Origin of the sequence: Klebsiella sp. P1927, assembly GCF_018204675.1 — a bacterium.
Taxonomy (GTDB): Bacteria; Pseudomonadota; Gammaproteobacteria; order Enterobacterales; family Enterobacteriaceae; genus Klebsiella; species Klebsiella pneumoniae.
This window is the reverse complement of the sequence record NZ_CP073377.1, coordinates 780,792-804,701: the sequence shown is the minus strand read 5'-3', so window position 1 is coordinate 804,701 and position 23,910 is coordinate 780,792. Positions and strand designations below refer to the sequence as shown.

At 60.5% G+C, this 23,910-nt stretch carries 22 protein-coding genes; 9 read left to right on the top strand and 13 right to left on the bottom strand.

The genetic code is table 11. The features are described 5' to 3' along the window. The first annotated feature begins 1 nt into the window (after window position 1). The 3 genes from ascF (at window position 2) to KB892_RS04130 (ending at window position 3,385) form a co-directional block, all read left to right on the top strand. A complete protein-coding gene (gene ascF, locus KB892_RS04140; RefSeq protein ID WP_002914879.1) occupies window positions 2–1,444 on the top strand; it encodes a PTS cellobiose/arbutin/salicin transporter subunit IIBC in 1,443 nt (480 codons plus the stop codon). 26 nt (window positions 1,445–1,470) lie between these two features. Next, complete coding sequence (locus KB892_RS04135) at window positions 1,471–2,895, top strand: 6-phospho-beta-glucosidase (protein ID WP_002914881.1); 1,425 nt, start codon at window positions 1,471–1,473, stop codon at window positions 2,893–2,895. A gap of 181 nt (window positions 2,896–3,076) precedes the next feature. Further along, window positions 3,077–3,385 (top strand): SymE family type I addiction module toxin, encoded by a 309-nt coding sequence (locus KB892_RS04130; RefSeq protein WP_002914883.1) that lies wholly within the window; start codon window positions 3,077–3,079, stop codon window positions 3,383–3,385. Here the strand turns inward: KB892_RS04130 and hycI are convergent. The 9 genes from hycI to hycA all read right to left on the bottom strand — a co-directional run bounded on the left by hycI (window position 3,382) and on the right by hycA (window position 11,186). After that, the gene (hycI, locus tag KB892_RS04125; protein WP_002914885.1) at window positions 3,382–3,852 is read right to left on the bottom strand and encodes a hydrogenase maturation peptidase HycI; all 471 of its coding nucleotides are present in this window, start codon (window positions 3,850–3,852) and stop codon (window positions 3,382–3,384) included. The two genes, KB892_RS04130 and hycI, sit on opposite strands and share 4 nt — an antisense overlap. Next, window positions 3,845–4,255 carry a formate hydrogenlyase maturation HycH family protein gene (locus tag KB892_RS04120; RefSeq protein WP_002914887.1) on the bottom strand — a complete coding sequence of 137 codons (411 nt, stop codon included), beginning with the start codon at window positions 4,253–4,255 and terminating at the stop codon, window positions 3,845–3,847. The genes hycI and KB892_RS04120 overlap by 8 nt, the downstream gene beginning before the upstream one ends. Next, window positions 4,252–5,019: an NADH-quinone oxidoreductase subunit B family protein gene (locus KB892_RS04115; protein ID WP_002914891.1), complete on the bottom strand. Its 768-nt coding sequence runs from the start codon at window positions 5,017–5,019 to the stop codon at window positions 4,252–4,254. Before KB892_RS04115 ends, KB892_RS04120 begins: the two co-directional genes overlap by 4 nt. Beyond that, window positions 5,019–5,561, bottom strand: coding sequence for a formate hydrogenlyase complex iron-sulfur subunit (locus tag KB892_RS04110; protein WP_002914893.1), 543 nt, complete (start codon window positions 5,559–5,561; stop codon window positions 5,019–5,021). Before KB892_RS04110 ends, KB892_RS04115 begins: the two co-directional genes overlap by 1 nt. A 9-nt stretch (window positions 5,562–5,570) precedes the next feature. Further along, window positions 5,571–7,280, bottom strand: coding sequence for a formate hydrogenlyase subunit HycE (gene hycE, locus KB892_RS04105; protein ID WP_004151044.1), 1,710 nt, complete (start codon window positions 7,278–7,280; stop codon window positions 5,571–5,573). A 16-nt stretch (window positions 7,281–7,296) separates the two neighbouring features. Next, complete coding sequence (locus KB892_RS04100) at window positions 7,297–8,220, bottom strand: respiratory chain complex I subunit 1 family protein (protein WP_004151045.1); 924 nt, start codon at window positions 8,218–8,220, stop codon at window positions 7,297–7,299. Window positions 8,221–8,222: 2 nt separating this feature from the next. Beyond that, a complete protein-coding gene (gene hycC / locus KB892_RS04095; protein WP_004151046.1) occupies window positions 8,223–10,049 on the bottom strand; it encodes a formate hydrogenlyase subunit 3 in 1,827 nt (608 codons plus the stop codon). Next, window positions 10,046–10,654 carry a 4Fe-4S dicluster domain-containing protein gene (locus KB892_RS04090; RefSeq protein ID WP_004151047.1) on the bottom strand — a complete coding sequence of 203 codons (609 nt, stop codon included), beginning with the start codon at window positions 10,652–10,654 and terminating at the stop codon, window positions 10,046–10,048. Before KB892_RS04090 ends, hycC begins: the two co-directional genes overlap by 4 nt. A gap of 82 nt (window positions 10,655–10,736) precedes the next feature. Continuing rightward, window positions 10,737–11,186: a formate hydrogenlyase regulator HycA gene (hycA, locus tag KB892_RS04085; RefSeq protein WP_002914925.1), complete on the bottom strand. Its 450-nt coding sequence runs from the start codon at window positions 11,184–11,186 to the stop codon at window positions 10,737–10,739. 209 nt (window positions 11,187–11,395) lie between these two features. Here hycA and hypA point away from each other — a divergent pair, with 209 nt between their 5' ends. The 6 genes from hypA (at window position 11,396) to flhA (ending at window position 17,316) form a co-directional block, all read left to right on the top strand. After that, on the top strand, window positions 11,396–11,740 hold the full coding sequence (hypA, locus tag KB892_RS04080) for a hydrogenase maturation nickel metallochaperone HypA (protein WP_002914928.1): 345 nt from the start codon (window positions 11,396–11,398) through the stop codon (window positions 11,738–11,740). Between the two features lie 3 nt (window positions 11,741–11,743). Next, a complete protein-coding gene (gene hypB, locus KB892_RS04075; RefSeq protein ID WP_002914931.1) occupies window positions 11,744–12,616 on the top strand; it encodes a hydrogenase nickel incorporation protein HypB in 873 nt (290 codons plus the stop codon). Next, a complete protein-coding gene (locus KB892_RS04070) occupies window positions 12,607–12,879 on the top strand; it encodes a HypC/HybG/HupF family hydrogenase formation chaperone (RefSeq protein WP_002914934.1) in 273 nt (90 codons plus the stop codon). The genes hypB and KB892_RS04070 overlap by 10 nt, the downstream gene beginning before the upstream one ends. Further along, a complete protein-coding gene (gene hypD / locus KB892_RS04065; RefSeq protein ID WP_004151048.1) occupies window positions 12,879–14,000 on the top strand; it encodes a hydrogenase formation protein HypD in 1,122 nt (373 codons plus the stop codon). The genes KB892_RS04070 and hypD overlap by 1 nt, the downstream gene beginning before the upstream one ends. Further along, window positions 13,997–15,007, top strand: coding sequence for a hydrogenase expression/formation protein HypE (gene hypE, locus KB892_RS04060; protein ID WP_004151049.1), 1,011 nt, complete (start codon window positions 13,997–13,999; stop codon window positions 15,005–15,007). The genes hypD and hypE overlap by 4 nt, the downstream gene beginning before the upstream one ends. Before the next feature lie 236 nt (window positions 15,008–15,243). Next, window positions 15,244–17,316 (top strand): formate hydrogenlyase transcriptional activator FlhA, encoded by a 2,073-nt coding sequence (gene flhA / locus KB892_RS04055; protein WP_062954960.1) that lies wholly within the window; start codon window positions 15,244–15,246, stop codon window positions 17,314–17,316. A gap of 53 nt (window positions 17,317–17,369) precedes the next feature. Here the strand turns inward: flhA and KB892_RS04050 are convergent, their stop codons facing one another. From KB892_RS04050 to KB892_RS04035, 4 genes are all read right to left on the bottom strand, one after another. After that, a complete protein-coding gene (locus KB892_RS04050; RefSeq protein ID WP_002914970.1) occupies window positions 17,370–18,770 on the bottom strand; it encodes a glycoside hydrolase family 1 protein in 1,401 nt (466 codons plus the stop codon). A 50-nt stretch (window positions 18,771–18,820) separates the two neighbouring features. Beyond that, the gene (locus KB892_RS04045) at window positions 18,821–21,013 is read right to left on the bottom strand and encodes a CBM35 domain-containing protein (protein WP_004151051.1); all 2,193 of its coding nucleotides are present in this window, start codon (window positions 21,011–21,013) and stop codon (window positions 18,821–18,823) included. 12 nt (window positions 21,014–21,025) lie between these two features. Beyond that, window positions 21,026–22,363, bottom strand: a complete 1,338-nt coding sequence (locus KB892_RS04040; protein ID WP_002914972.1) for a maltoporin — start codon at window positions 22,361–22,363, stop codon at window positions 21,026–21,028. 262 nt (window positions 22,364–22,625) lie between these two features. After that, window positions 22,626–23,897 (bottom strand): PTS sugar transporter subunit IIC, encoded by a 1,272-nt coding sequence (locus tag KB892_RS04035; RefSeq protein ID WP_004151052.1) that lies wholly within the window; start codon window positions 23,895–23,897, stop codon window positions 22,626–22,628. Window positions 23,898–23,910: the final 13 nt, after the last annotated feature.

Below are 23,910 nucleotides of genomic sequence, written 5' to 3'. Positions count from 1 at the left end.
GATGTCGAAAAATTATGCAGCCCTGGCGCAACAGATAGTCGCGGCAATCGGCGGGGTCGACAACGTCGCCGCCGTTACCCACTGCATGACCCGTCTGCGCTTCGTGGTTAAAGACGACGAACAGGTCGATAGCTCTACCCTGAAAGGGCTGGCCGGGGTGCTCGGCGTTGTGCGCAGCGATAACCAGTGCCAGGTGATCATCGGCAACACTGTCTCCCAGGCCTACCGCGAGGTGGTGAATCTGCTGCCTGGCGACCTGCGCCCGGCTGAGCCGCAGGGCAAAGCGCCGCTAACCCTGAAACGCATCGGCGCCGGGATCCTTGACGCGCTGATCGGCACCATGTCGCCGCTGATCCCGGCGATTATCGGCGGATCGATGGTCAAGCTGCTGGCGATGATCCTCGAGATGAGCGGCGCGTTGCCGAAAGGCTCGCCGACGCTGACCCTGCTGGCGCTTATCGGCGACGGCGCATTTTTCTTCCTGCCGCTGATGGTGGCCGCCTCCGCGGCGGTGAAATTCAAAACTAATATGTCGCTGGCTATCGCCATCGCCGGGGTGCTGGTGCATCCTGGGTTTATCGAATTGATGGCCAAAGCCGCCCAGGGAGAACACGTTGAATTCGCCTTTATTCCGGTTACCGCGGTGAAATACACCTACACGGTGATCCCGGCGCTGGTGATGACCTGGTGCCTGTCGTATATCGAGCGCTGGGTGGATCGCATTACCCCGGCGGTGACGAAAAACTTTCTGAAGCCGATGCTGATCGTGTTGATCGCCGCCCCGCTGGCGATCCTGCTGATTGGCCCGCTGGGCATCTGGATCGGCAGCGCCATTTCCGCGCTGGTGTATACGATCCACAGCTATCTCGGCTGGCTGTCGGTGGCGATCATGGGCGGGCTGTGGCCGCTGTTGGTGATGACCGGTATGCACCGCGTCTTTACGCCGACCATCATTCAGACCATCGCCGAAACCGGCAAAGAGGGTATGGTGATGCCATCGGAGATCGGCGCCAACCTGTCGCTCGGCGGCTCTTCGCTGGCGGTAGCGTGGAAAACCAAAAACCCGGAGCTGCGCCAGACGGCGCTGGCCGCCGCGGCATCGGCGATTCTGGCCGGGATTTCCGAACCGGCGCTGTACGGCGTGGCGGTGCGCCTGAAGCGCCCGCTGATCGCCAGCTTAATCAGCGGCTTTATCTGCGGCGCGGTGGCAGGTATTGCCGGACTGGCCAGCCATTCGATGGCGGCGCCGGGGCTGTTTACCAGCGTGCAGTTTTTCGATCCGGCCAATCCAATGACCATCGTCTGGGTGTTTGGCGTGATGGCGCTGTCGGTGGTGCTGTCGTTTGCCCTGACGCTGATCCTTGGCTTTGAGGACATTCCCGTTGAGCAGGCCGCTGCCGACGCCAGAGCGCGCCAGGCCAGGGCCCAGGCATCCCACGCCTGAATACACTATTGATAATGAGGTAATGCATGGCGAGTTTCCCACAGGGATTTTTATGGGGCGGCGCACTGGCCGCCAACCAGTCTGAAGGCGCTTATCTTGAAGGCGGTAAGGGGCTGACCACCGTGGATACCCTTCCCCACGGCGCCCATCGCCTGCCGGTAAAATTAGGCCTGGAGAAGCGCTTTACGCTGCGTGGAGACGAATTTTACCCCAGCCACCAGGCGATCGATTTTTACCATCGCTATAAAGAAGATATCGCCCTGATGGCCGAGATGGGGTTCAGCGTCTTTCGCACCTCCATCGCCTGGAGCCGCCTGTTCCCACGCGGCGACGAACAGCAGCCGAATCCGCAGGGCATCGCCTTCTATCGCTCACTGTTCGAGGAGTGCAAAAAGCACGGTATCGAGCCGCTGGTCACCCTGTGCCATTTTGACGTGCCGATGCATCTGGTGATGGAGTACGGCTCCTGGCGCAACCGCAAAATGGTGGATTTTTTCAGCCACTACGCCCGCACCTGCTTTGAAGCTTTTGACGGCCTGGTGAAATACTGGCTCACCTTCAATGAAATCAACATCATGCTGCACAGCCCCTACTCCGGCGCCGGTCTGGTGTTTGAAGAGGGTGAAAACCAGGAGCAGGTGAAGTATCAGGCCGCGCATCACGAGCTGGTGGCCAGCGCGCTGGCGACGAAAATCGCCCATGAGATTAACCCGCAAAATCAGGTCGGCTGTATGCTGGCCGGCGGTAATTTCTACCCTTACTCCTGCAAGCCGGAAGATGTATGGATGGCGCTGGAGAAGGACCGCGAAAACCTGTTCTTTATCGATGTCCAGGCCCGCGGCGCCTATCCGGTGTGGGCCGCGCGGGTGTTCCGGGAAAAAGGGGTCACGATTGCGAAACAGCCGGGCGATGACGAGATCCTCAAAAACACCGTCGATTTCGTCTCCTTTAGCTACTACGCGTCGCGCTGCGCCTCGGCGGAGATGAACGCCAGCAACACCAATGCCGCCAACATCGTCAAGTCGCTGAAGAACCCGCACATTCCGGCCAGCGAATGGGGCTGGGGCATCGACCCGCTGGGCCTGCGCATCACCATGAACATGATGTACGACCGCTATCAGAAACCGCTGTTCCTGGTGGAAAACGGGCTTGGCGCCCGCGATGAGATCGATGCCAATGGGGACATCAATGACGACTATCGCATCAGCTACCTGCGCGAGCACATCAGGGCAATGCGTGACGCTATCGGCGACGGCATTCCGGTGCTGGGCTACACCAGCTGGGGCTGCATCGATCTGGTCTCGGCGTCCACCGGCGAGATGAGCAAGCGCTACGGCTTTGTCTATGTCGATCGCGACGATGCCGGCAACGGCACCCTGGCGCGTAAGCGTAAAAAGTCATTCTTCTGGTACCAGAAGGTGATAGCCAGTAACGGCGCCGATCTCGACTAAGCACCCTCGCCCACGCGCGCCCGTTCCCCGCGATAGCCGGGGGACGGGCGTCGGCTATCTGTTGCATCCATTACATGCTTTTTTCTCGAGCCTGATTCCAGTTTCTGGTTTGCCACCTGTTTACAATAACTGGTATTTTATCCAGTACTTTTACCGGGGTATCTTCAGCAAGGAGCACATCATGAGCGCACAGCACCCTACCGCAGCCAGAGGGATAGCCAGGGCCATTCGCCAGTTAACCGTGGGATATGTCAGAAAACGCCATGAGGACCGCAAAACGCGGGAGACGCGGCGCTACACCCGCCACGCGGCATTAAGCTTAAACGGCGACTGGCTGGAGCAGGCGGGGTTTCCGGTCGGCACGCAGGTCAGAGTCTCGGTGTCGCCCGGTAAATTAGTGATAGAGAATCTTGAGCTGGCAGCGCCGGGAACGGGGCTCCCTTCCGGCCAGTCGTGCGCCGGCGGAGAGCCCGGTTCGCCGCAGGGCTAGTCGTCCGCGGCCTCCAGCTGAGTAAAGCCGCCCTTGCCCTTCCAGCCTGCCAACTGCTGATACACCCGGGCAACGGCCTCTTTCACCGGCTGGGTCATCGGATAATAAAAACCGACGATATCCGGCTGAATGCCGAGGAAAATCACCTCGCCGACGTCTTCTTTCAGCTGATCGACCAGATAGTTGAGCGGCATGTTATGGGTGGTCATCATAAACATCTCGGCGATGTCGTCGGGATCGATGATGCGAATGTCGCCGGGGTTTAGGCCCATATCGGTGGCATCGACAATCAGCAGGCGTTCGGGGCGTAATTCGCGGATCGCCACGATGTCGTTTTCCGGCGCGCTGCCGCCGTCGATGACCACCCACTGGCCGGCCGGGTTCGCCGCGCACATCTCCGCCAGCAGCGGGCCGGCGCCGTCGTCGCCCATCATGCTGTTGCCGACACAGAGTAAAACGTCAGTCACGTAATCTCCTCACCATCAGGTAGATGGCGCTCTCCTGGTGAATATCATGCAGCATGCTGAGCAGGGTTTTGCTCCACGCCTGCTGCTGCGGGGTCTGCGCGGACTGCGCTTTATCAAAGGCGTTGGCCAGCATCGCCACATGACTGCTGTCGATGACGATTTCGCCATACTTCGGCACGCCCTCCATTTTGCGCCGCGCGGCGCTTCCGGCCTCAAGGGTGGCGATCCATGCCAGATACGCGTCCCACGGGCAGCTCAGCGCCGCCTCCAGACAGTCGATGACGCCGAGGTGGTGGCCAATCGCCAGGCTGTAATAGACCACCTGCTGCGCCTGATCCGGCGTGGCGTCGTTCTCATCAATAAATTTACGGCTCAGCTGACTGAACACCACCGTCTCGCTCATCGGATACGCGCCCCCTCGACCACCTGGTTGAGATGGGTGACGATCTCGGTCAGACGCGGATCTTTCTCCGCCTCCAGCCAGCGCAGCACCTGGCTGTCGCCCTGGCCAAGCAGACGCATATAGTCATCGGCAATCTGCCGTCCATAGCGATAGCCCGCCAGACGCCGCGCTTCGCGATCGATGCGCACCCGCAGAGGCTGCACCATATCGGCATGCAGCAGCTCGGTCGGCTGTTCGTCGAGCTCACCCGGCAGACGGGCATGAATTTTCTGCTCCAGCAGGCCAAGCGCCATGGCGAAGCCGTACAGCGTGGCGGCTGGCGTCGGCGGGCAGCCCGGAATATAGACGTCGACCGGTACGATTTTATCGGTACCGCCCCAGACGCAGTACAGGTCGTGGAAGATGCCGCCGCTGTTGCCGCAGGCGCCGTAGGAGATACAGATCTTCGGATCCGGCGCCGACTGCCAGGCGCGCAGCGCCGGGGAGCGCATCGCGCGAGTCACTGCCCCGGTAAACAACAGAATATCGGCATGGCGCGGCGAAGGCACCACCTTAATCCCGAAGCGTTCAGCGTCGAACAGCGGCGAAAGGGTGGCGAAAATTTCGATTTCGCAGCCGTTGCAGCCGCCACAGTCGACGCGGTAGACGTAGGCCGAACGTTTAATCTTCTTCAGTAGCGAGGCCTTCATGCTGGCGATGGATTCATCCACCGTCATCGGCACGGGAATGCCGTTTTCATCGCGCGGGCCAAGTAAAGTGCTCATCAGCTGGCCTCCCTCATGTGGCGGGTCAGTTCAATACGATCGGACGGCACCAGGCATTTCTGGCGCTTGCATTCCGGGCAGGTTTCGAAGCTTTCGCGGTGCAGCTCGGCGCGGGTATCGCCGTTATGCTTGAGCAGCGCGATGGCGTAGTCGATCTCCTTCTGCACCGCGAACGGACGCTGGCACTCCCGGCAGTGGCAGATAGCGAAGCGCGACTGCTGGAGGAAATCCTCTTTCTTCCACACCGCCAGCTCATACTCCGGCGACAGCTTAATCGCCGCCGTCGGGCACACCTCTTCACAGCGACCGCAGAAGATGCAGCGCCCGAGATTGAACTGCCACGCCAGCTGGTTAGTGGCCAGATCGATCTCGACCGTCAGGGCGTTCGACGGGCAGGCGTTCACGCAGGCCGCGCAGCCGATACACTGCTGTGGCGTATGCTCCGGCTTGCCGCGAAAGTTTTTGTCTACCGGCATCGGCTCCAGCGGGTAGGCGTGCGTCGCGGTGCCGGTCTTAATAACTTTTTTAATAAAGGTAAACATGGCGATTCCTTATTTCAGCGGCGAGTTTTTACGCTCGATGCTGTAGCGCTCCAGCTCTTTGTATGGCACCACTTTGCTCTTCTTCTTGCGTACATCGACCACGGTCATGCGGTCAGTACAGGAGTAGCACGGGTCGAGGCTGCCGATGATCAGCGGCGCATCGGAAACGGTGTTGCCGCGCAGCATATAGCGCAGGGTCGGCCAGTTGGCGTAAGTCGCCGCCCGGCAGCGCCAGCGGTACAGTTTCTGGTTGTCGCCGGTCATGCTCCAGTGGATATCGTCGCCGCGCGGCGCCTCGGAGAAGCCCAGCGCGAAGCGGTGCGGAATATAGGTGAACCCCTCCACCATCAGCGGGCCGCCCGGCAGGTTATCGAGACCGAAATCAATCATATTCAGCGCGGTGTAAACCTCGTTGATCCGCACCTTGAGGCGAGATATCACGTCGCAGCCCTGCTCGCTGTGGACTTCCATCGGCAGCAGGCCGTAACCGACAAACGGGTGGTCGGCGCGGGTGTCGCGGGCGTGGCCGCTGGCGCGCACCATCGGGCCTACGTTGCTGAAGTCGCGGGCGATTTCCGGGTCCAGACGGCCAATACCGACGGTACGCTGTTCCATATTCGGCGTGCTGAGCAGCATATCCACCAGCTCCTGCACGTCGCGACGCATCTGCTGCGCCAGCTGACGGGTCTGGATCATGTCCTCTTTCAGCAGGTCGCGGCGGATCCCGCCGATCAGGTTCAGGCCGTAGGTTTTACGCGCGCCGGTAAGGATCTCTGCCATCTTCATCGAGGTTTCGCGCACGCGGAAGAACTGCATAAAGCCGGAGTCAAAGCCGGTAAAGTGGCAGGCCAGACCGAGGTTCAGCAGGTGCGAGTGCAGGCGTTCCACCTCCAGCAGAATGGCGCGGATCATCTGCGCCCGCTCCGGCACCACGATGCCCATCGCGTTCTCCACCGAGGTGGTGTAAGCGGTGCTGTGGGCGAAGCCGCAGATGCCGCACACCCGGTCCGACAGGAAGGTCACTTCGTTATAACCCATGCGGGTTTCCGCCAGCTTTTCCATCCCGCGATGGACGTAGAACAGGCGGTAGTCGGCGTCGATAATGTTCTCGCCGTCAACGAACAGGCGGAAGTGGCCAGGTTCATCAGAGGTGACGTGCAGCGGGCCAATCGGCACCACGTTGTTTTTCTTGCTGCCGAGCTCGTTAATAAACTCGTAGGTTTCGGCGTCGGTGGTCGGCGCCGGACGCTGGCGATAATCCATGCTGTCTTTGCGCAGCGGATAGAGTTCGTCCGGCCAGTCGTCCGGCAGCACCAGCCGGCGTTCGTCCGGCAGGCCGACCGGCACCAGGCCGTACATATCACGCACTTCGCGCTCGCCCCATACCGCCGCCGGGACGCGCGGCGTCACCGACGGGTATTCCGGTTTGTTGGCGTCCACTTCCACGCGCACGGTGATCCAGCATTTGGTGCCCTGCTCCATCGACAGCACGTAATAGACCGCGTAGTGGCCGTTGAGCTTACGTTCATCGTTGCCGAACAGCACCGACAGCCAGCCGCCCTGCTGGTAGTAGAGAAACTCCACCACTTCCGGCAGGTAGTTGACCTTCACGGTGATGGTTAACTGGTCTTTGGTCTGCCAGGCTTCGTCCAGCACCACGCCGGGAAAGGCCTGGTGCAGCGCCGCAAGGTAGTGTTGACCTATTTTTTCTTCAGACATGCTCAAACTCTCTTAATCACGCCACCAGCAAGGAGACGAAAGCTAAAAAGGCGAAACCAAACCCGGCCCAGGTGACGCGGGAGGTGGCACAAAAACGCAGACGCGCCATGCTGTTTTCAAACAGCGCGATAATTAGCACCCCAACCACCAGCTTAACGATGGCGACCACCAGCGCCAGCAGCAGGCCGCCGACGCTGAAGCTGGTCATCTGGCCCCACGGAAAGAAGACCCCGACAAACATCTGCAGCACCACCAGCTGTTTGAGGCTGATGCCCCACTTCAGGATGCCAAAGCCGCTGCCGCTGTATTCCGACAGCGGCCCTTCCTGCAGCTCCTGCTCCGCTTCCGCCAGATCGAACGGCAGTTTGCCCATCTCGATAAAGGTGGCGAAGGCGCAGGCGCATAACGCCAGAATCAGTGGAATGCTGCGCGCCGCCGGCCAGTGGTAAAGGGTATCGGTGATGGCGCTGATATGGGTCGAGCCGGCGACCTGCGCCGCCACCCACAGGCCCAACAGCAGGATCGGCTCCACCAGCACGCCGAGCATCGCTTCGCGACTGCTGCCCAGCGCGGTAAACGGGCTGCCGGTGTCCAGACCGGAAATGGCAAAGAAGAAACGGGCGATGGCGAACAGGTAGATCAGGGTGATGAGATCCCCCAGCACCGGCAGCGGGGAGTCTACCGTCACCACCGGCAGCGCGGTGGCGATGGTCAGCATCACGCCCACCATGACGTACGGCGTCAGGCGAAACACCCAGCCCGAGGCGTCAGGACCGACGATCTGGCGGCCCAGCAGTTTCAGGATATCGCGATACTCCTGCAGTACCCCCGGTCCACGGCGGTTATGCAGCCGCGCGCGGGCGACGCGAACGATTCCGGACAACAGCGGCGCGACGGCAAACAGCACCAGCGCCTGTAGCAATGCAATTAACAGACTCATTCTCAGGCTCCTCGCGAAATGACAATCACCACCAGCACCGCCAGCTCAACCAGCGCGATCCCGCGCAGCAGCGCCGGCGCCGAGGCCGATTGCCAGCCCGGCACCAGACGCACCGGGTTCAGCCAGTGACGCAGCTTCAGCAACGGCGCAAAGGCCTCTTTCACCGGCATGGCAAAGCCGTGGGCCGTTACCACCATCGACTGCTCGTGGTCGTAACCGCAGACCCACGCCGCGCCGCGCGAGCGCGCCGCCAGGCGATCGCCTTTAAAGAAGATCATCAGCAGGAACGGCAGCAGCGGGCAGGCGATAAGCAGCAGCGCGATCATCGGCTGCGACACCACGCTCGATACCTGAGCCTGCACCGGGAAGGCGCCGCTCACCAGCGGCAGCAGCCACGGCGCGGCGATGCCGCCAACGAGGCAGAACACAGCCGCCAGCACCACGCTCAGGGTCATCAGCCAGGGGGCGCAGGTGGCGTATTCCGCCTCTTTCGTCCGCGGCGCGCCGAGGAAGGTCACGCCGTAGACTTTCGCCATACACATCACCGCCAGTGCGCCAGTGATCGCCAGGCCAACGGCCAGTAGCGGCCCCAGCAAACGGCCGATAAACAGGTCGCCAGTGCTCATTTTGAAGAAGGATTGATAGATAACCCACTCGCCGGCGAAGCCGTTCAGCGGCGGCAGGGCAGCCATTGCCATCAGCCCCACCAGCATGGCGAGGGAGATCAGCGGCATTTTTTTACCGATGCCGCCCAGCTTCTCGATATCGCGATGACCGGTGCGGAACCACACCGCTCCGGCACCGAGGAACAGCGTGGTTTTGAACAGGCTGTGGTTAATCAGGTGATACATGCCGCCGATAAAGCCCAGCACCATCAGCGTGCTGTTGCGGGTCGCCACGCCGGTGACGAAGGCGCCCAGCCCCAGCAGGATAATGCCGATATTCTCCAGGGTGTGATAGGCCAGCAGGCGCTGAATGTTATGCTCCATCAGCGCATACAGTCCGCCGATAAAGGCGGTGATCATCCCCAGCGCCAGCAGCATCACGCCCCACCACAGCGGCGGCACGCCGCCGGCCAGCGAAACGGTCAGCATGCCGTACAGACCAACCTTCATTACCACCGTGGAAAACAGCGCGGCGGCCGGCGCGCTGGCCCCGGCGTGAGCCTGCGGCGCCCAGCCGTGCAGCGGGATCGCCCCGGCCAGCAGGGCGAACCCCACCAGACCCGGCAGCCAGAGCAGCGGGTTCTGCATCATATCCACCGCCTGAAGGTTGATCTGCGCCAGCTCGAGGGTGCCGTAGGTTGACCACACCAGCCAGCAGGTCCAGGCCATCAGCAGAGTACCGAGACGCCCCAGGGCAAACCACAGCTTACCGGAGGCGGCGCAGCCGGTGAGAAACGCCGCGCAGAGCGCCATGATCTCCGCCATCACCACCAGTGAACCGATATTGGTCACCACCACCGCGCAGGTCGCGGCGGCCAGCAGCAGGTTGACCAGCGGGCCGTTGGCCTTCACCTGCGGGTGGCGATGCCAGCTAATATTGAACAATGACACCGGCAGCGCCGACAGGCCGATGGCCAGCAGCCACAGCGCGTTGACGCCCCCCACCCGTATCGTCAGGTGGAGAAACTGCAGCATGCCGCCGTGGATCCGCTCCGGCATCAGCAGCGCGGCGCCGCCGGCGACCACCAGCATGGCGCTGGCCACCGCGCCGCCGATCCCGGCAATGGCGCCGCTGAGCGGTTTGCGCATGGCAAACAGAAAGGCCAGTACGGCGCTGGCGGCATACCACGCCACCGCCTGATTCACTAATCCAATTACACTCATTCCCTCTCCCCCTGTTGCGCCTGGAACAGCGACAAGTCGCCAAGGTCGGTATTAAAGGTCAGCTGGCGTTTACGCTTGCTGGCCTGGGCGATATCACGGCTATCCACCAGCATCAGCGCGTTGGTCGGACAGGTCCGCACGCAGGCCGGGCCCTGGTCATCGAAGTGGCAGAGGTCGCATTTCACGGCAATAGCGCGCACGCCCGGTACCCAGTCGAGCAGCGAGCTGACGCGCGCCGGCGCCGGCGGCGCGGGGGGCGCCAGCCGGGTATTGGCATTCGCCGGGATATCCAGCGGGCGGCTGCCGGAAAATTCAATGGCGCCGAACGGGCAGGCAATGCCGCACAGTTTGCAGCTTACGCACAGGCTCTCGTTGAGCTGGACCGCGCCATCGACGCGCTGGATGGCGTTAACCGGGCAGACGGTGGCGCAGGGAGCATCTTCACAGTGGTGGCACATTTGCGGTGCCGATTCTTTTTCATTACGCATCACCTGCAGCCGCGGCATAGCCTGCAGGCCGTGCTGGCGATGCGTCTCAGAGCAGGCGGCTTCGCAGGTGCGGCAGCCGATACAGACAGTGGAGTCAGCAATTACAAAACGGTTCACCGGGTCATCCTCGGGTGAAAGTCATTTTTGACGAAATCAGGTTGCGCAGGTGTCATTTTCGACACGTGTCGACACCTTACGATCAGTGGGTCAGCGCCAGATGGCTTAAATCCACCGGTTGGTCTTGTTCCATGGCGTCATACAGACGGTCATAGACGGTGGCGATAATCGCCAGATAGTGCTCCAGCACCTGGTCGCGGGAGCGGTTGCTGATGCGGCCGTCCACCGTGCCATCCATTGCGAGGGTGGCCTGAGCAATCAGATACTTATCACCGCCGTTTTTGTTTTCGACGTAGTACTCGATGGTGTGGCTGTTGAAGCCTTCCGCGAGGGCGACGAACACCTGAAAATGGCCGAACAGCACGAAGCACAGCTCTTTGTCCGGCGCGCAGCTCATCGCGTGATGCAGGCGGGCCTTCGACAAGGTGATCCCCTGAACCAGCGAGTTACAGTAGATGTGCCACTGCTCCTGCTGCTGCCGGTGACGGTCGGCGATGTAATCCGCCTTTTCACTTATTTCCCAAATAGTCATATCGGTTTCTCCGTAGCATGAGATGCACCCTCTAAGCATTTTTCATGCCAGATTTTATTTAATTGATTTAACTATGTTTTTATATCGCCCTCTGCCGATACGACATGTCGATGACAGCCCCGGGGCGTCGACATCGACATTGACTGCCACGACGATTTCATTCTGGCATCGTTATTGCATAGAAGGCGCATCGCGATACGGAGGCGACTATGCACGAAATCACCCTCAGCCAGCGGGCGCTGGAAATTATTGAACAACAGGCGCAGCAGGCCGGCGCGCGGCGGGTTACCGGCGTGTGGCTCAAGGTCGGCGCATTTTCCTGCGTGGAAGCCAGCGCCCTGACCTTCTGCTTTGAGCTGGTCTGCCGCGGCACGCTGGCGGAGGGGTGCGAACTGCATATCGCCGAACAACAGGCTGAATGCTGGTGCGATCGCTGTCAGCAGTACGTCCATCTTGTCTCGCAGCACGTTCGCCGCTGCCCGCACTGCAATAACGACCAGCTGCAGATCGTGGCGGATGATGGCTTACAGATTCAGCGTTTAGAATTGGAGTAAATTATGTGTACAACATGCGGCTGTGGCGAAGGCAACCTCTATATTGAAGGAGACGAACGAAACCCGCATTCCGCGTTCCGCAGCGCCCCCTTCGCGCCCGCCCCACGCCAGACGATGACCATCACCGGTGTCAAAATCGACCACTTCACCCCCACCCGCACGCCAGAGGGCGACCTGCATTACGGCCACGGCGAAGCGGGTACCCACGCCCCGGGGCAGAGCCAGCGGCGGATGCTGGAAGTGGAGATCGACGTGCTGGATAAAAACAACCGCCTGGCGGCACGCAACCGCGCACGCTTCGCAGCAAAACAGCAGCTGGTGCTGAATCTGGTTTCCAGCCCCGGCTCCGGCAAAACCACCCTGCTCACCGAAACCCTCACCCGGCTGAAAGGACGCGCCGACTGCGCGGTGATTGAAGGCGATCAGCAAACGGTCAATGACGCCGCCCGCATTCGCGCCACCGGCACCCCGGCGATTCAGGTCAATACCGGGAAAGGCTGCCATCTCGACGCCCAGATGATCGCCGACGCCGCCCCGCGCCTGCCGCTGGCTGACCGCGGCATTCTGTTTATCGAAAACGTCGGCAACCTGGTCTGCCCGGCCAGCTTTGATCTCGGCGAGCGCCATAAGGTGGCGGTGCTGTCGGTCACCGAAGGCGAAGACAAACCGCTGAAGTATCCGCATATGTTCGCCGCCGCCAGCCTGATGCTGCTCAACAAAGTCGACCTGCTGCCGTATCTCAATTTCGACGTTGAGCGGTGCCTGGCCTGCGCCCGCGAGGTCAATCCGCATATTGAAATTATTCTTGTCTCCGCCACCAGCGGCGAAGGCATGGAGCAGTGGCTTACCTGGCTGGAGACGCAGCGATGTGCATAGGCATTCCGGGACAAATTTGCGCCATCGACGGCGTGCTGGCGAAGGTGGAAGTTTGCGGTATTCAGCGCGACGTCGACCTGACGCTGGTCGGCGCCGTTGATGAGCAGGGCCAGCCGCGGCTCGGCCAGTGGGTGCTGGTGCATGTCGGCTTCGCCATGAGCGTCATTAATGAAGCCGAAGCCCGCGACACCCTCGAGGCGCTGCAAAATATGTTTGACGTGGAGCCGGACGTCGGCGCGCTGCTGTACGGCGAGGAGCGATAATGCGTTACGTAGATGAATACCGCGCCCCCGAACAGGTGATGCAGCTGGTGGCCCATCTTCAGCAGCGTGCTCGTCTGCTGCCGCACACCGCCGCGCGACCGCTGCGCATCATGGAGGTCTGCGGCGGCCATACCCATGCCATTTTTAAATTCGGGCTCGACCAACTGTTGCCGGAGAACATCGAATTTATTCATGGTCCCGGCTGCCCGGTGTGCGTCCTGCCGATGGGGCGCATCGATGCCTGCATTGAGATTGCCAGCCGCCCGGGAGTGATCTTCTGCACCTTCGGCGACGCCATGCGCGTGCCGGGTAAAAACGGCTCGCTTCTGCAGGCGAAAGCCCGCGGCGCCGATGTCCGCATCGTTTACTCGCCGATGGACGCTCTGCGGCTGGCGCAGCAAAATCCGCAGCGCGAGGTGGTCTTTTTTGGTCTCGGTTTCGAAACCACCATGCCCGCTACCGCCCTGACCCTGCGTCAGGCGCGAGAGCGCAACGTCGATAACTTCTACTTTTTCTGCCAGCACATCACCCTGCTGCCGACCCTGCGCAGCCTGCTGGACCAGCCGGAGAACGGAATCGACGCCTTTCTCGCCCCGGGCCACGTCAGTATGGTGATCGGCACCGAGGCCTACGGCTTTATCGCCAGCGACTATCACCGTCCTTTAGTGGTCGCCGGTTTCGAACCGCTTGATCTACTGCAAGGCGCGGTGATGCTGGTTGAGCAGACAATAGCGCAGCGCAGCGATGTGGAAAATCAGTACCGTCGCGTGGTGCCGGATGAGGGCAACCCGCTGGCGCAGGCGGCGATGGCCGACGTCTTCCGCCTGGATGGCGACAGCGAATGGCGCGGCCTGGGGGTCATCAGCGACTCCGGCGTGCAGCTTACGCCAGCCTATCAGCGCTTCGATGCCGAGGCGCATTTTCGCCCGGCGCCGCAGCGCGTGTGCGACGACCCGCGCGCCCGCTGCGGCGAGGTGCTGACCGGCCGCTGTAAACCGCACCAGTGCCCGCTCTTCGCCAGCACCTGCAATCCGCAAAGCGCCTTTGGCGCGCTAATGGTCTCCTCTGAAGGGGCCTGCGCCGCCTGGTATCAATATCGCAGTCAGGAAAATGAAGTATGAAAAGCGTCCAGTTAGCCCACGGTAGCGGGGGACAGGCAATGCAGCAGCTGATCGGCGACCTGTTTATGCAGGCCTTCGCCAACCCCTGGCTGGCGGAGCAGGAGGATCAGGCGCGCCTCGATCTGGCGGCGCTCGCCGCCCAGGGGGACCGCCTCGCCTTCTCCACCGACAGCTACGTGATTGACCCGCTGTTCTTTCCCGGCGGCAATATCGGCAAGCTGGCCGTCTGCGGTACCGCCAACGATGTGGCGGTCAGCGGCGCCATCCCGCGCTATCTTTCCTGCGGCTTTATTCTCGAAGAGGGGCTGGAGATGGCCACCCTGGAAGCGGTGGTCGCCAGCATGGCCGACACCGCCCGGGCGGCAGGGATCGCCATCGTCACCGGCGACACTAAAGTGGTGCCGCGCGGCGCGGCGGATAAGCTGTTTATTAACACCGCCGGCATCGGCGCCATCCCGGCGGACGTTCACTGGGGGACGCAGCAGATTAGCGCCGGTGATGTGCTGCTGGTCAGCGGCACGCTGGGGGATCATGGCGCCACCATCCTTAACCTGCGCGAGCAGATGGGGCTGGACGGCGCGCTGTCCAGCGACTGCGCGGTGCTGACGCCGCTTATCCAGACCCTGCGCCCGCTGAGCGGAGTGAAAGCCCTGCGCGACGCCACCCGCGGCGGGGTTAACGCGGTCGCCCATGAGTTCGCCGCCGCCAGCGGCTGCGGCATCGAACTGCAGGAGGCAACGCTGCCGGTCAACGACACGGTGCGCGGCGTCTGCGAGCTGCTTGGTCTGGACGCCCTGAACTTCGCCAATGAAGGCAAGCTGGTGCTCGCCGTCGCCCGCGACGAGGCGGAAAACGTGCTGGCGCATTTGCGGTCTCACGCGTTAGGACGCGATGCGGCGATAATCGGCGAAGTGGTCGCCCGCCCGGGCGTACGTTCCGTTGGGCTGTACGGCGTGAAGCGGACGCTCGATCTTCCCCACGCCGAACCGCTGCCGAGAATTTGTTAACGACGGCGTCGGGTCCCGGATAGCGGCTGGCGCCTTATCCGGGCTACAAAACTGCGCGCACATGTAGCCCGGCTAAGCGCAGCGCGAGCCGGGAAAAAGCCAGCGTAATTATTTTGCCCAAACCAGCGGGCGCCCATGGATGGGTTAAAGCGGCAATAACCGCTTTATTAACATACTATTATTTGTACCATCATTTTCTTATGCGCCGCGTTGTCGGCGCGTTTTGGACGTAAGCAATGTCGTATACACCGATGAGCGATCTCGGCCAGCAGGGGCTGTTCGATATCACCCAGCTTTTATTACAGCAGCCCGACCTGGCCGCGCTAAGCGAAACCCTGACCCGTCTGGTGCAACAGTCCGCGCTGGCCGATGAGGCGGCCATCATCCTGTGGAACGCGGGTAATCACCGCGCGGCCAGGTACGCCTGCGATGAGGCCGGCCATCCGGTAAGCTACGAGGATGAAACCGTCCTGGCCCACGGTCCGGTGCGTCGCTTACTCTCCCGGCCGGATGCCCTGCATTGCGATCATGAAACCTTTGCCGATACCTGGCCGCAGCTTATCCGCAGCGGACTGTATCATCCGTTCGGTTACTACTCGCTGCTGCCGCTGGCGGCGGACGGGCGGATCTTCGGCGGTTGCGAATTCCTCCGCCGTGACAACCGGCCGTGGAGCGAGAAAGAGTTCCAGCGGCTGCATACCTTCGCGCAGATCGTCGCCGTCGTCACCGAACAGATTCAGAACCGGGTCAGCAATAACGTCGATTACGATCTGCTGTGCCACGAGCGCGACAACTTTCGCATCCTGGTGGCGATCACCAACGCGGTGCTCTCGCGACTGGATATCGACGAGCTGGTCAGCGAGGTGGCGAAAGAGATCCATCGCTACTTCCGGATCGACGCCATCAGCGTGGTGCTGCGCAGCGACCGCAAGGGGAAGCTCAACATCTATTCCACGCATTATCTTGACGCCAGCCACCCGGTTCACGACCAGAGCGAGGTGGATGAAGCCGGCACCCTCACCGAGCGCGTGTTCAAAAGCAAAGAGATGCTGCTGCTTAATCTGCACGAACATGACACTCTCGCGCCGTATGAGAAAATGCTCTTCGAGATGTGGGGCAATAAGATCCAGACCCTGTGCCTGCTGCCGCTGATGTCCGGCAATACCCTGCTCGGGGTGCTTAAGCTGGCGCAGTGCGACGAACAGGTCTTCACCACCACCAATCTCAAGCTGCTGCGGCAGATCGCCGAGCGGGTGTCGATCGCTATCGATAACGCCCTCGCCTACCGCGAAATTCAGCGCCTGAAAGAGCGGCTGGTGGATGAGAACCTCGCCCTCACCGAGCAGCTCAATAATGTCGAGAGCGAATTCGGGGAGATTATCGGCCGCAGCGAGGCGATGAACAATGTGCTCAAGCAGGTAGAGATGGTGGCGCAGAGCGACAGCACCGTGCTGATCCTCGGCGAAACCGGCACCGGCAAAGAGCTTATCGCCCGCGCTATCCACAACCTCAGCGGACGCAACGGTCGGCGGATGGTGAAGATGAACTGCGCGGCGATGCCCGCCGGGCTGCTGGAGAGCGATCTGTTCGGCCACGAACGCGGCGCGTTCACCGGGGCCAGCGCCCAGCGTATCGGCCGCTTCGAACTGGCGGACAAAAGCTCCCTGTTCCTCGATGAAGTGGGCGATATGCCGCTGGAACTGCAGCCCAAACTGCTGCGCGTCCTCCAGGAGCAGGAGTTCGAACGTCTGGGGAGCAATAAGCTGATTCAGACCGACGTTCGATTGATCGCCGCCACCAACCGCGATCTCAAGCAGATGGTTATCGACAGGGAATTCCGTAGCGATCTCTACTACCGGCTCAACGTGTTCCCGATCCATCTGCCGCCGCTGCGTGAACGTCCCGACGATATCCCGCTGCTGGTGAAGGCGTTTACCTTTAAAATCGCCCGCCGCATGGGGCGCAATATCGACAGCATTCCGGCGGAAACCCTGCGCACTCTGACGCGTATGGAGTGGCCGGGCAACGTGCGCGAGCTGGAAAACGTTATCGAACGGGCGGTATTGCTCACCCGCGGCAACGTACTGCAGCTCTCCCTGCCGGAGCGGGATATCGTGGAAGCCCCGCGGACGCCGGCGGTCCTGCCTGAGGAAGGTGAGGATGAATATCAGCTGATCGTCCGGGTGCTGAAGGAGAGCAACGGCGTGGTGGCCGGGCCGAAAGGCGCCGCCCAGCGGCTGGGGCTCAAGCGCACCACGCTCCTGTCACGCATGAAGCGGCTGGGTATTAATAAAGACGAACTGGTGTAACCTCGCGCGCTCCCCCTTTCCGCGCCGGTGAGAGGGAGCGCTGGCGCAGCGCGCTATTTATCGCTGGTAAAACCGTTGCTGGTCGCCAGTTCGGCAAACCACAGCGCATTGCGTTTTATCTGTCGCTCGCCGGTCTCCAGATCCAGTCGCCAGAAGCCGTAGCGCCGTTTGAAGGCATTGATCCACGACCAGTTGTCGATAAACGTCCACTGGTGCACGCCAAAGCAGTTCGCGCCGTCGGCTATCGCCCGATGCAACTGCACCAGATGCTCCTCCATCAGCTGGATGCGGAAAGTATCGTCTATCACCCCGTCCGCCCCGGGCTCGCCCTCTGATTGTCGATCCATCGCGATGCCGATTTCCGCGAGATACCACTTAATATTGCCGTAGTTATCGCGAATATTGGCGGCAATGTCATAGATCGCCTGCGGCAGGATCTCGTTGTTATCACGATAAGGATTAAAGCGGCCCTGCGGGTTCACCGCGTTTTCGAAATAGTATTCCGGGGTGAAATAATCGAGGTCATATTCGCTCTCACGCGCTTTTACCCGCCGCGGCACGTAATAGTTTACCCCAAGAAAATCGATATCCGCGCTGAGGATCAACGCCGCGTCGTCTTTGCTGGTCGTCGGCAGGCAGTCGTGGGCGGCAAGGATCTCGCACAGCGCTTTGGGGAATTCATGTTTTACCAGCGGGTCAAGGAAGCTGCGGTTAAAAAACAGGTCGGCATACCCGGCGGCTTTTTTATCCGCGTCGCTGTCGGTGAGGGTATAGCTCGGGGTCAGGTTGAGCACCACGCCGATCTCGCCCGCCAGCGCCAGTTCACGATAAGCCGTTACCGCTTTGGCGTGCGCCAGCATAATGTTAAACGCCACCTGCGCCGCCAGCCGGCCATCTTTCTTACATGGATAGTGGAAGTCGTACAGGTAGCCTCCCTCAACCGGCACAATCGGCTCGTTGAAGGTTATCCAGTATTTAACCTTATGGCCAAACAGGCTAAAGGCGGTGCGGGCAAAGCGGGCAAACAGCTCGGCTACGTGCGCCGATTCAAAGCCGCCGTACTGTTTCTGCAGCGCTTCCGGCATATCAAAGTGGTAGAGATTGATCATCGGCTCAATGCCGTTAGCGATCATCTCATCCAGATAGGCGTGATAAAAACGCACCGCGTCCGGGTCCGGCGCGCCGGTTTCCAAATCAGCGATCAGTCGTGACCACTGTATCGAGGTACGAAATGAGTTGAAGCCGGTCTGTTTCATCAGCGCTACGTCCTGCGGATACTGATGATAAGTATCACACACGGTCTGCGGCCCTACCTGCTGATAAAATCGCTCCGGCTGTTCGGCAAACCAACTGTCCCAAATGGAACGATGGCGCTTATTGGTGACCCCTTCCGTTTGCGGGCCGGACGCCGCCGCCCCCCACAGGAACCCTTGCGGAAACTGATACTGCTGCATAACCTCTCCTTCGAAAAAAGGCTGCGCCCGTCTGGCGCAGCCTGAACGTACTACTCAGCGACCACTTCGATCGATTTAATGAACATATAGCCCCAGTCGCCGGCGAAGCGGCCGAAGTCAATCTGATTGCTCCCGGCTTTAAGCGTCACCGGTATCCGCAACTGCTGGCCCTGCTCATCCGTCTGCGGGAAGGCCACCGCCTGCGGAGCGACCCCGTTGACGACAAACGAGTTCTGCTTACCGCCCCATTTGCCGTTGAAGGTTACATTGAGCAGGAACTGACCGCTCCACGGCGCCTGCACCTGCCAGCTGACCTTATCCCCCTCGTTGGCAAATGGGCCGAGGAAGCCGTCCTCACCAACTGTCAGCGCGTCTTTATCACTCTTCATCACCGTCAGCCGCCCCTCAGCCACGCCATAAACTTCGCCGTGATAACGACAAAAATCCGCTGGCGCTTTCCCCGTCGCCTCGCCCACCGTCACGGTCACGGTTTTGCTGCTTTTCAACAGCCCATCGTCCGCCGTGAACGTCAGCGCATAGGTGCCTGGCGCCGTAAACCAGGCCCGGGTTTGAGCCCGATCGGCATGGCAGAAATGCACCTGGCCATCGCCGGCGTGCTGCCAGCCCACCTTAACCTCTCGCGACGGCAGGCCATCGTCCTGCCAGTTGGCCGTAAGCTCGACGCCCTGGTCCTGCGTGGTGGTTAGGGCCGGTTCCAGCGTGACAACCGGCGGCTGATTCTCCTCGCTATGCTGCACGCTAATCACATTGGAAGGGGCCGAACGACCGCTCTCGTTTTTCGCCGTCACCCGGTAGTAATACGTGTGCCCGAGCTGAAGCTGACGATAATCGTCGCGGAACAGAACCATGGTTTCCGGATTCCATTCGTTAACGCCATCGGAGATATCCCGGCCCACCACCGTCCACGGCCCGGTCGGTGAGGCGGCGCGTTCGACATCGTAGCTGCGTCCCACCGCAGCGCCCATCCAGTTGATCGCGAAGGGCGAGGTGGTTTCGCGCAGCAAAGGCGCCTCCGGCTTCGGTAGCGGCGCCATCGTCTGCTGCCCGGCCATCTGCGCCGCGGCGGTGCGCACCAGATCGACCACCGCCTGCTCCTGGTTCGCTTCGCCTTCTTTGGCAAACCCCGGCAGGTGGTAGCTATAGTGCTCGGTCGACTCCTTATGCCAGTAGAAGCCGCCGTCGTGACGATGGCCGCGGAAGCCCCAGATAAGCCCGCCGGCGGCTTGCGCCCCGTTGACCTCGCTGTGAACAATCGACTGCATAATGGCGTTCAGTTGATCCGCCGGCAGCAGGCCAAACTCGCCGACGAGATAGACTTTTTGTCCGCCGACGGCGCGCAGATCCTGCGTCACCTGCCCGGGATGGTTATTATCGGCATTGGTGTAATAGTGATTGCTGACGATATCCACATTGGGGTCGGTCAACGCAAACGGATTAATTTTCTTATAGGTGCCATCCACCACCAGCTGATGAGGGGCCCACTTTTTAATCCACGCCGCGGTCTGATGCAGGAAATCGGCGTTGGTATCCTCCAGCTCGTTACCGGTTTCCCAGGCCATGATCGCCTTTTCATCATAATAGGCGCGGCCGGTGACGGTATTTGTCCGGGTGATGACCTGGCGGATCACATCCAGATAGGCTTTGAAGGTCTTGCTATCGGTCCGATAAAAGTCTTCCGCTTTTTCATGATAGAACGCCGCCAGCTGCTCGCGCCCGCCCCACCACCACCAGTGGTCGATAAACGGCAGGATCAGACGCAATCCCTGTTTATCCGCTTCGGCAATCATGTTGTCATACACCCGCATGGCTTTCTCATTCAGCCGCGGCATGCCGTCCGCCGTTTCCGGCGCCAGAATATGGGTCTCGCGCCCGCAGGCCTTATCAAATTCCTGCTGCACCGACAGCACGTAGACGCGCTGGGCTTTCGCCCCGGTTTGCACCATCGCCTGGATCCAGTTTTGCTGCTCCTGGGCCGTTGGCCATTTAAAGTATTGCCCCCAGCCGCGCGGGTCTGCCCTGCAGGGGCCGCGGGCGTCGTCTTCAATGCGGTGCAGCTCCGGCGCGTGGATCCCGGCGAAACGAAACACCTTGTCGCCGTCCTTGAGGGTGGCGCCGTCGCGAGTGATAAAGTGCGTAAAGTGCGAGCGCTCGGCGGCCAGCGCCCCGCCGGCCGCCAGCGCGGACAGCAGCCCCATCAGCAGCAGGTTTTTCATCGGCTTCATCGTTCTCTCTCCTTAGAACCAGACCTCGGCCTGTACGCCGAAGTTAACGGTGTCGGTAGAGCCACTGCGGGAATACCCGCCGGCGGTGATGGTATTGGTATCCCAGTTGTAGTTACCGTCTAATGCATCGGAGACACCTTTATCCCACTTCGCGTAGGTGACGAAGAAGCGCAGCTGCGGACGCGCCCAGAAACCGGAGTCAAAGGTCAGCGTTGGCGCAACGGTGACTTTGGTCAGGCCGCCTTTGCCTTTGCCGTTTACTCCTTTGTAGTTTTTGTCATCCAGGTATTCGTAGCCCAGCTCGTACTGCATGGCAAAGTTGCGGGTGATCTGATGATAAGGGCGGATACCAGCGACCCACATCGAGCGTCCCCAGCCATTTTCATCTTCTGTCCACCAGCGGTAGTTTTTATCTTTCTGCCAGAAAGCGAAGGTCGAGATCTCCAGGTCGCCCATCGAGGCCACGCTATCCAGCACCACTCGCCAGGACTGGGTGTTTTCCAGGTTGGCCCAGCCCCAGCCGTTTTTACCCAGCGAGTCACCCGCCGCCAGCCCTTTCCCGTACTGCAATGCGAGGCGGGAGTATCCTCCGGTCAGACCATAGAAGCCGTCAAAGTTATAAATACCGGTCACGCCATAGCCCTTCTCGGCGGAAGTTGGATGGTTTTCGTTACGGTTCATGTGGTGGCCGATCAGCTCCAGATCGAAGCCTGTCCCCGCGATCTTTTTCAGCCACAGGTTGAGAGAATAGTCATCCGGGTAGCCCTGATCTCCCTTATCCACCGGGTAGGCTTTGGTTTCATCGGTGGGTGAAAAGGCGTACACCCCGGCGTCGAAGCGGGCGAAGCCGAGATCCATGTTGTCGAAGCCGCCGCCGGTGCCGTTGTACTGAATGTACTCCCAGTCGAACTGATGGCTGGAGGTGTTGGAGCTGCTGTAGCGCTTACCGGCCCAGAAGGTCATCTCCGGCGCAAAATCCAGATTGCTCAGCTCGGCGAACCCTTCACGAAACTGTACGTCATGGCCATCGTCATCCTGACAGTTCCAGTCGGAGGTGCATTTCGACTGGTGAGTGAGGTTGGCCTGCACTTTCGCCACCACGCCGCTGTCCGCCGTCAGCGTCACGGTGGGGATCAGTTCGATCTTGGTGTCTTCTTCGTTGCCCAGTCGCCACTTACCGTCCGGCATCAGGCCGACGGAGTCCGCGCGGTTGCCATCGGAGTTCGCCAGGATCCCGGAGCGGATATAGCCATGCAGCGCAAAATCATACTTCGGATCGGCGCAGGCCGGGCTGCTGGCCCCTGCCAGCGAGAGGAGAGCCAGAGGTATTGAGTGTTTCAGCTTTATCATTATTTTTTTCCCACGTTATGTTTGTTAACACGAACCGATAACGGAGGGGAAATTTACGGATCAAAAACGGAAATGTACATCCACTTACGGAAAGCGCTTTCCATAATTGCCTATCTGGTTCACAAAATTAGCTCTGCGGCGAATATATTCGTGAGACTGATCACATAAAATGACAAGAATGCCGCCGGGCGCTGGCAGTGGAGCGGAAGGAGGAGGAGATGAGCAGGTGCCGCCGGGGGATAAGCCGCCGACGGCGAGAGGATCAGCGTTCGGTTTCCGCGAGCTGACGTTCGTACACTTTGAAGAAGGGGCGATAGAGCATCCAGGCGTTAAACATCGCGAACAGGCTCATGCACAAATTTTTCCAGCTGCCGTTCGCCGACCATGCCGCCCCCAGCGGGGAAGGCATCGACCATGGCAGCATCGCCACCGCGCGGTCGAGGATACCCAGCTGAGTTAAATACCATGCGATACAGGCATTTATCAGCGGAACAAAGAGAAACGGCAGTAAAAAAACCGGGTTCATGATCACCGGAAAACCAAACAGTATCGGCTCGTTGATATTAAACAGCGACGGCAGCAGGCCAATCTTGGCCACGCTTTTCAGCTGCCGCGAGCGGCTGCGCATCGCCATCAGCACCAGAGGCAAAGTGGAGCCAATACCGCCGATCAGCAGGTAAAAATCCCAGAACCCCTGCAGATAAATATGCGGCAGCGTTGGCGAACCCGCCGCCAGCGCCTGCTGATTTTCAAACAGATAGGTCATCCAGAAGGGGTTCATGATCCCGGTGATGATCAGCGCGCCGTGGATACCGATAAACCAGAGTAAGTTACAGATAAATAAAGAGATAAGTACCGCCATCAGCGTGTCGGACGCCAGCACCAGCGGCCGCACCGCTTCGCTGATCAACTCCGGTACGATGCGTCCGGTGGTCTGCAGCAGTATGGCATTCATCACGCTTATCGACAGCATCACCACCAGCAGCGGGATCAGCAGTTGAAAGCCATTGCGGGTCATCAGCGGCACTTCATCAGGCAAGCGAATACACCAGCCTTTTTTGTAAAAAAAGCGAATTATCTCAATGGAATAGGTGCTGGATATCAGGGCGGTAAATATCCCCATACCGCCGAGATAAACATTGCTCACCGCAGTCTCGCGAAAGCCGATAAACAGCAGAAAAGCCAGACACCCGGTTAAACCGCAGAGCCGTTCCGGCAGACGGTACTGCTTGGCGAGACTGGCGCTGGCGCCGAAGGCAACAATCAGCGCCACCAGGCCAATGGTTAGCTGAAAGGTCGGCAGCAGGATAGGCCGCAGCAGCAAATAGACCTGGCCGAAACGCGAGGCGCCGTCGATGGAAACGGGCGGAAACAAAATGGGAACTAACAGGCTGCCAACAATCACAAAGGGCATAGCCAGCGCAAAGCTATCGCGCATCGCCGTAATGTGGTTGTTGCGCGTCAGAACGTTCGCCAGCGGCGCCAGCCGCTGCTCGATGATGTCCACGGCCACATTCATTAACTGAATGTTCATACTCCTACCTTTG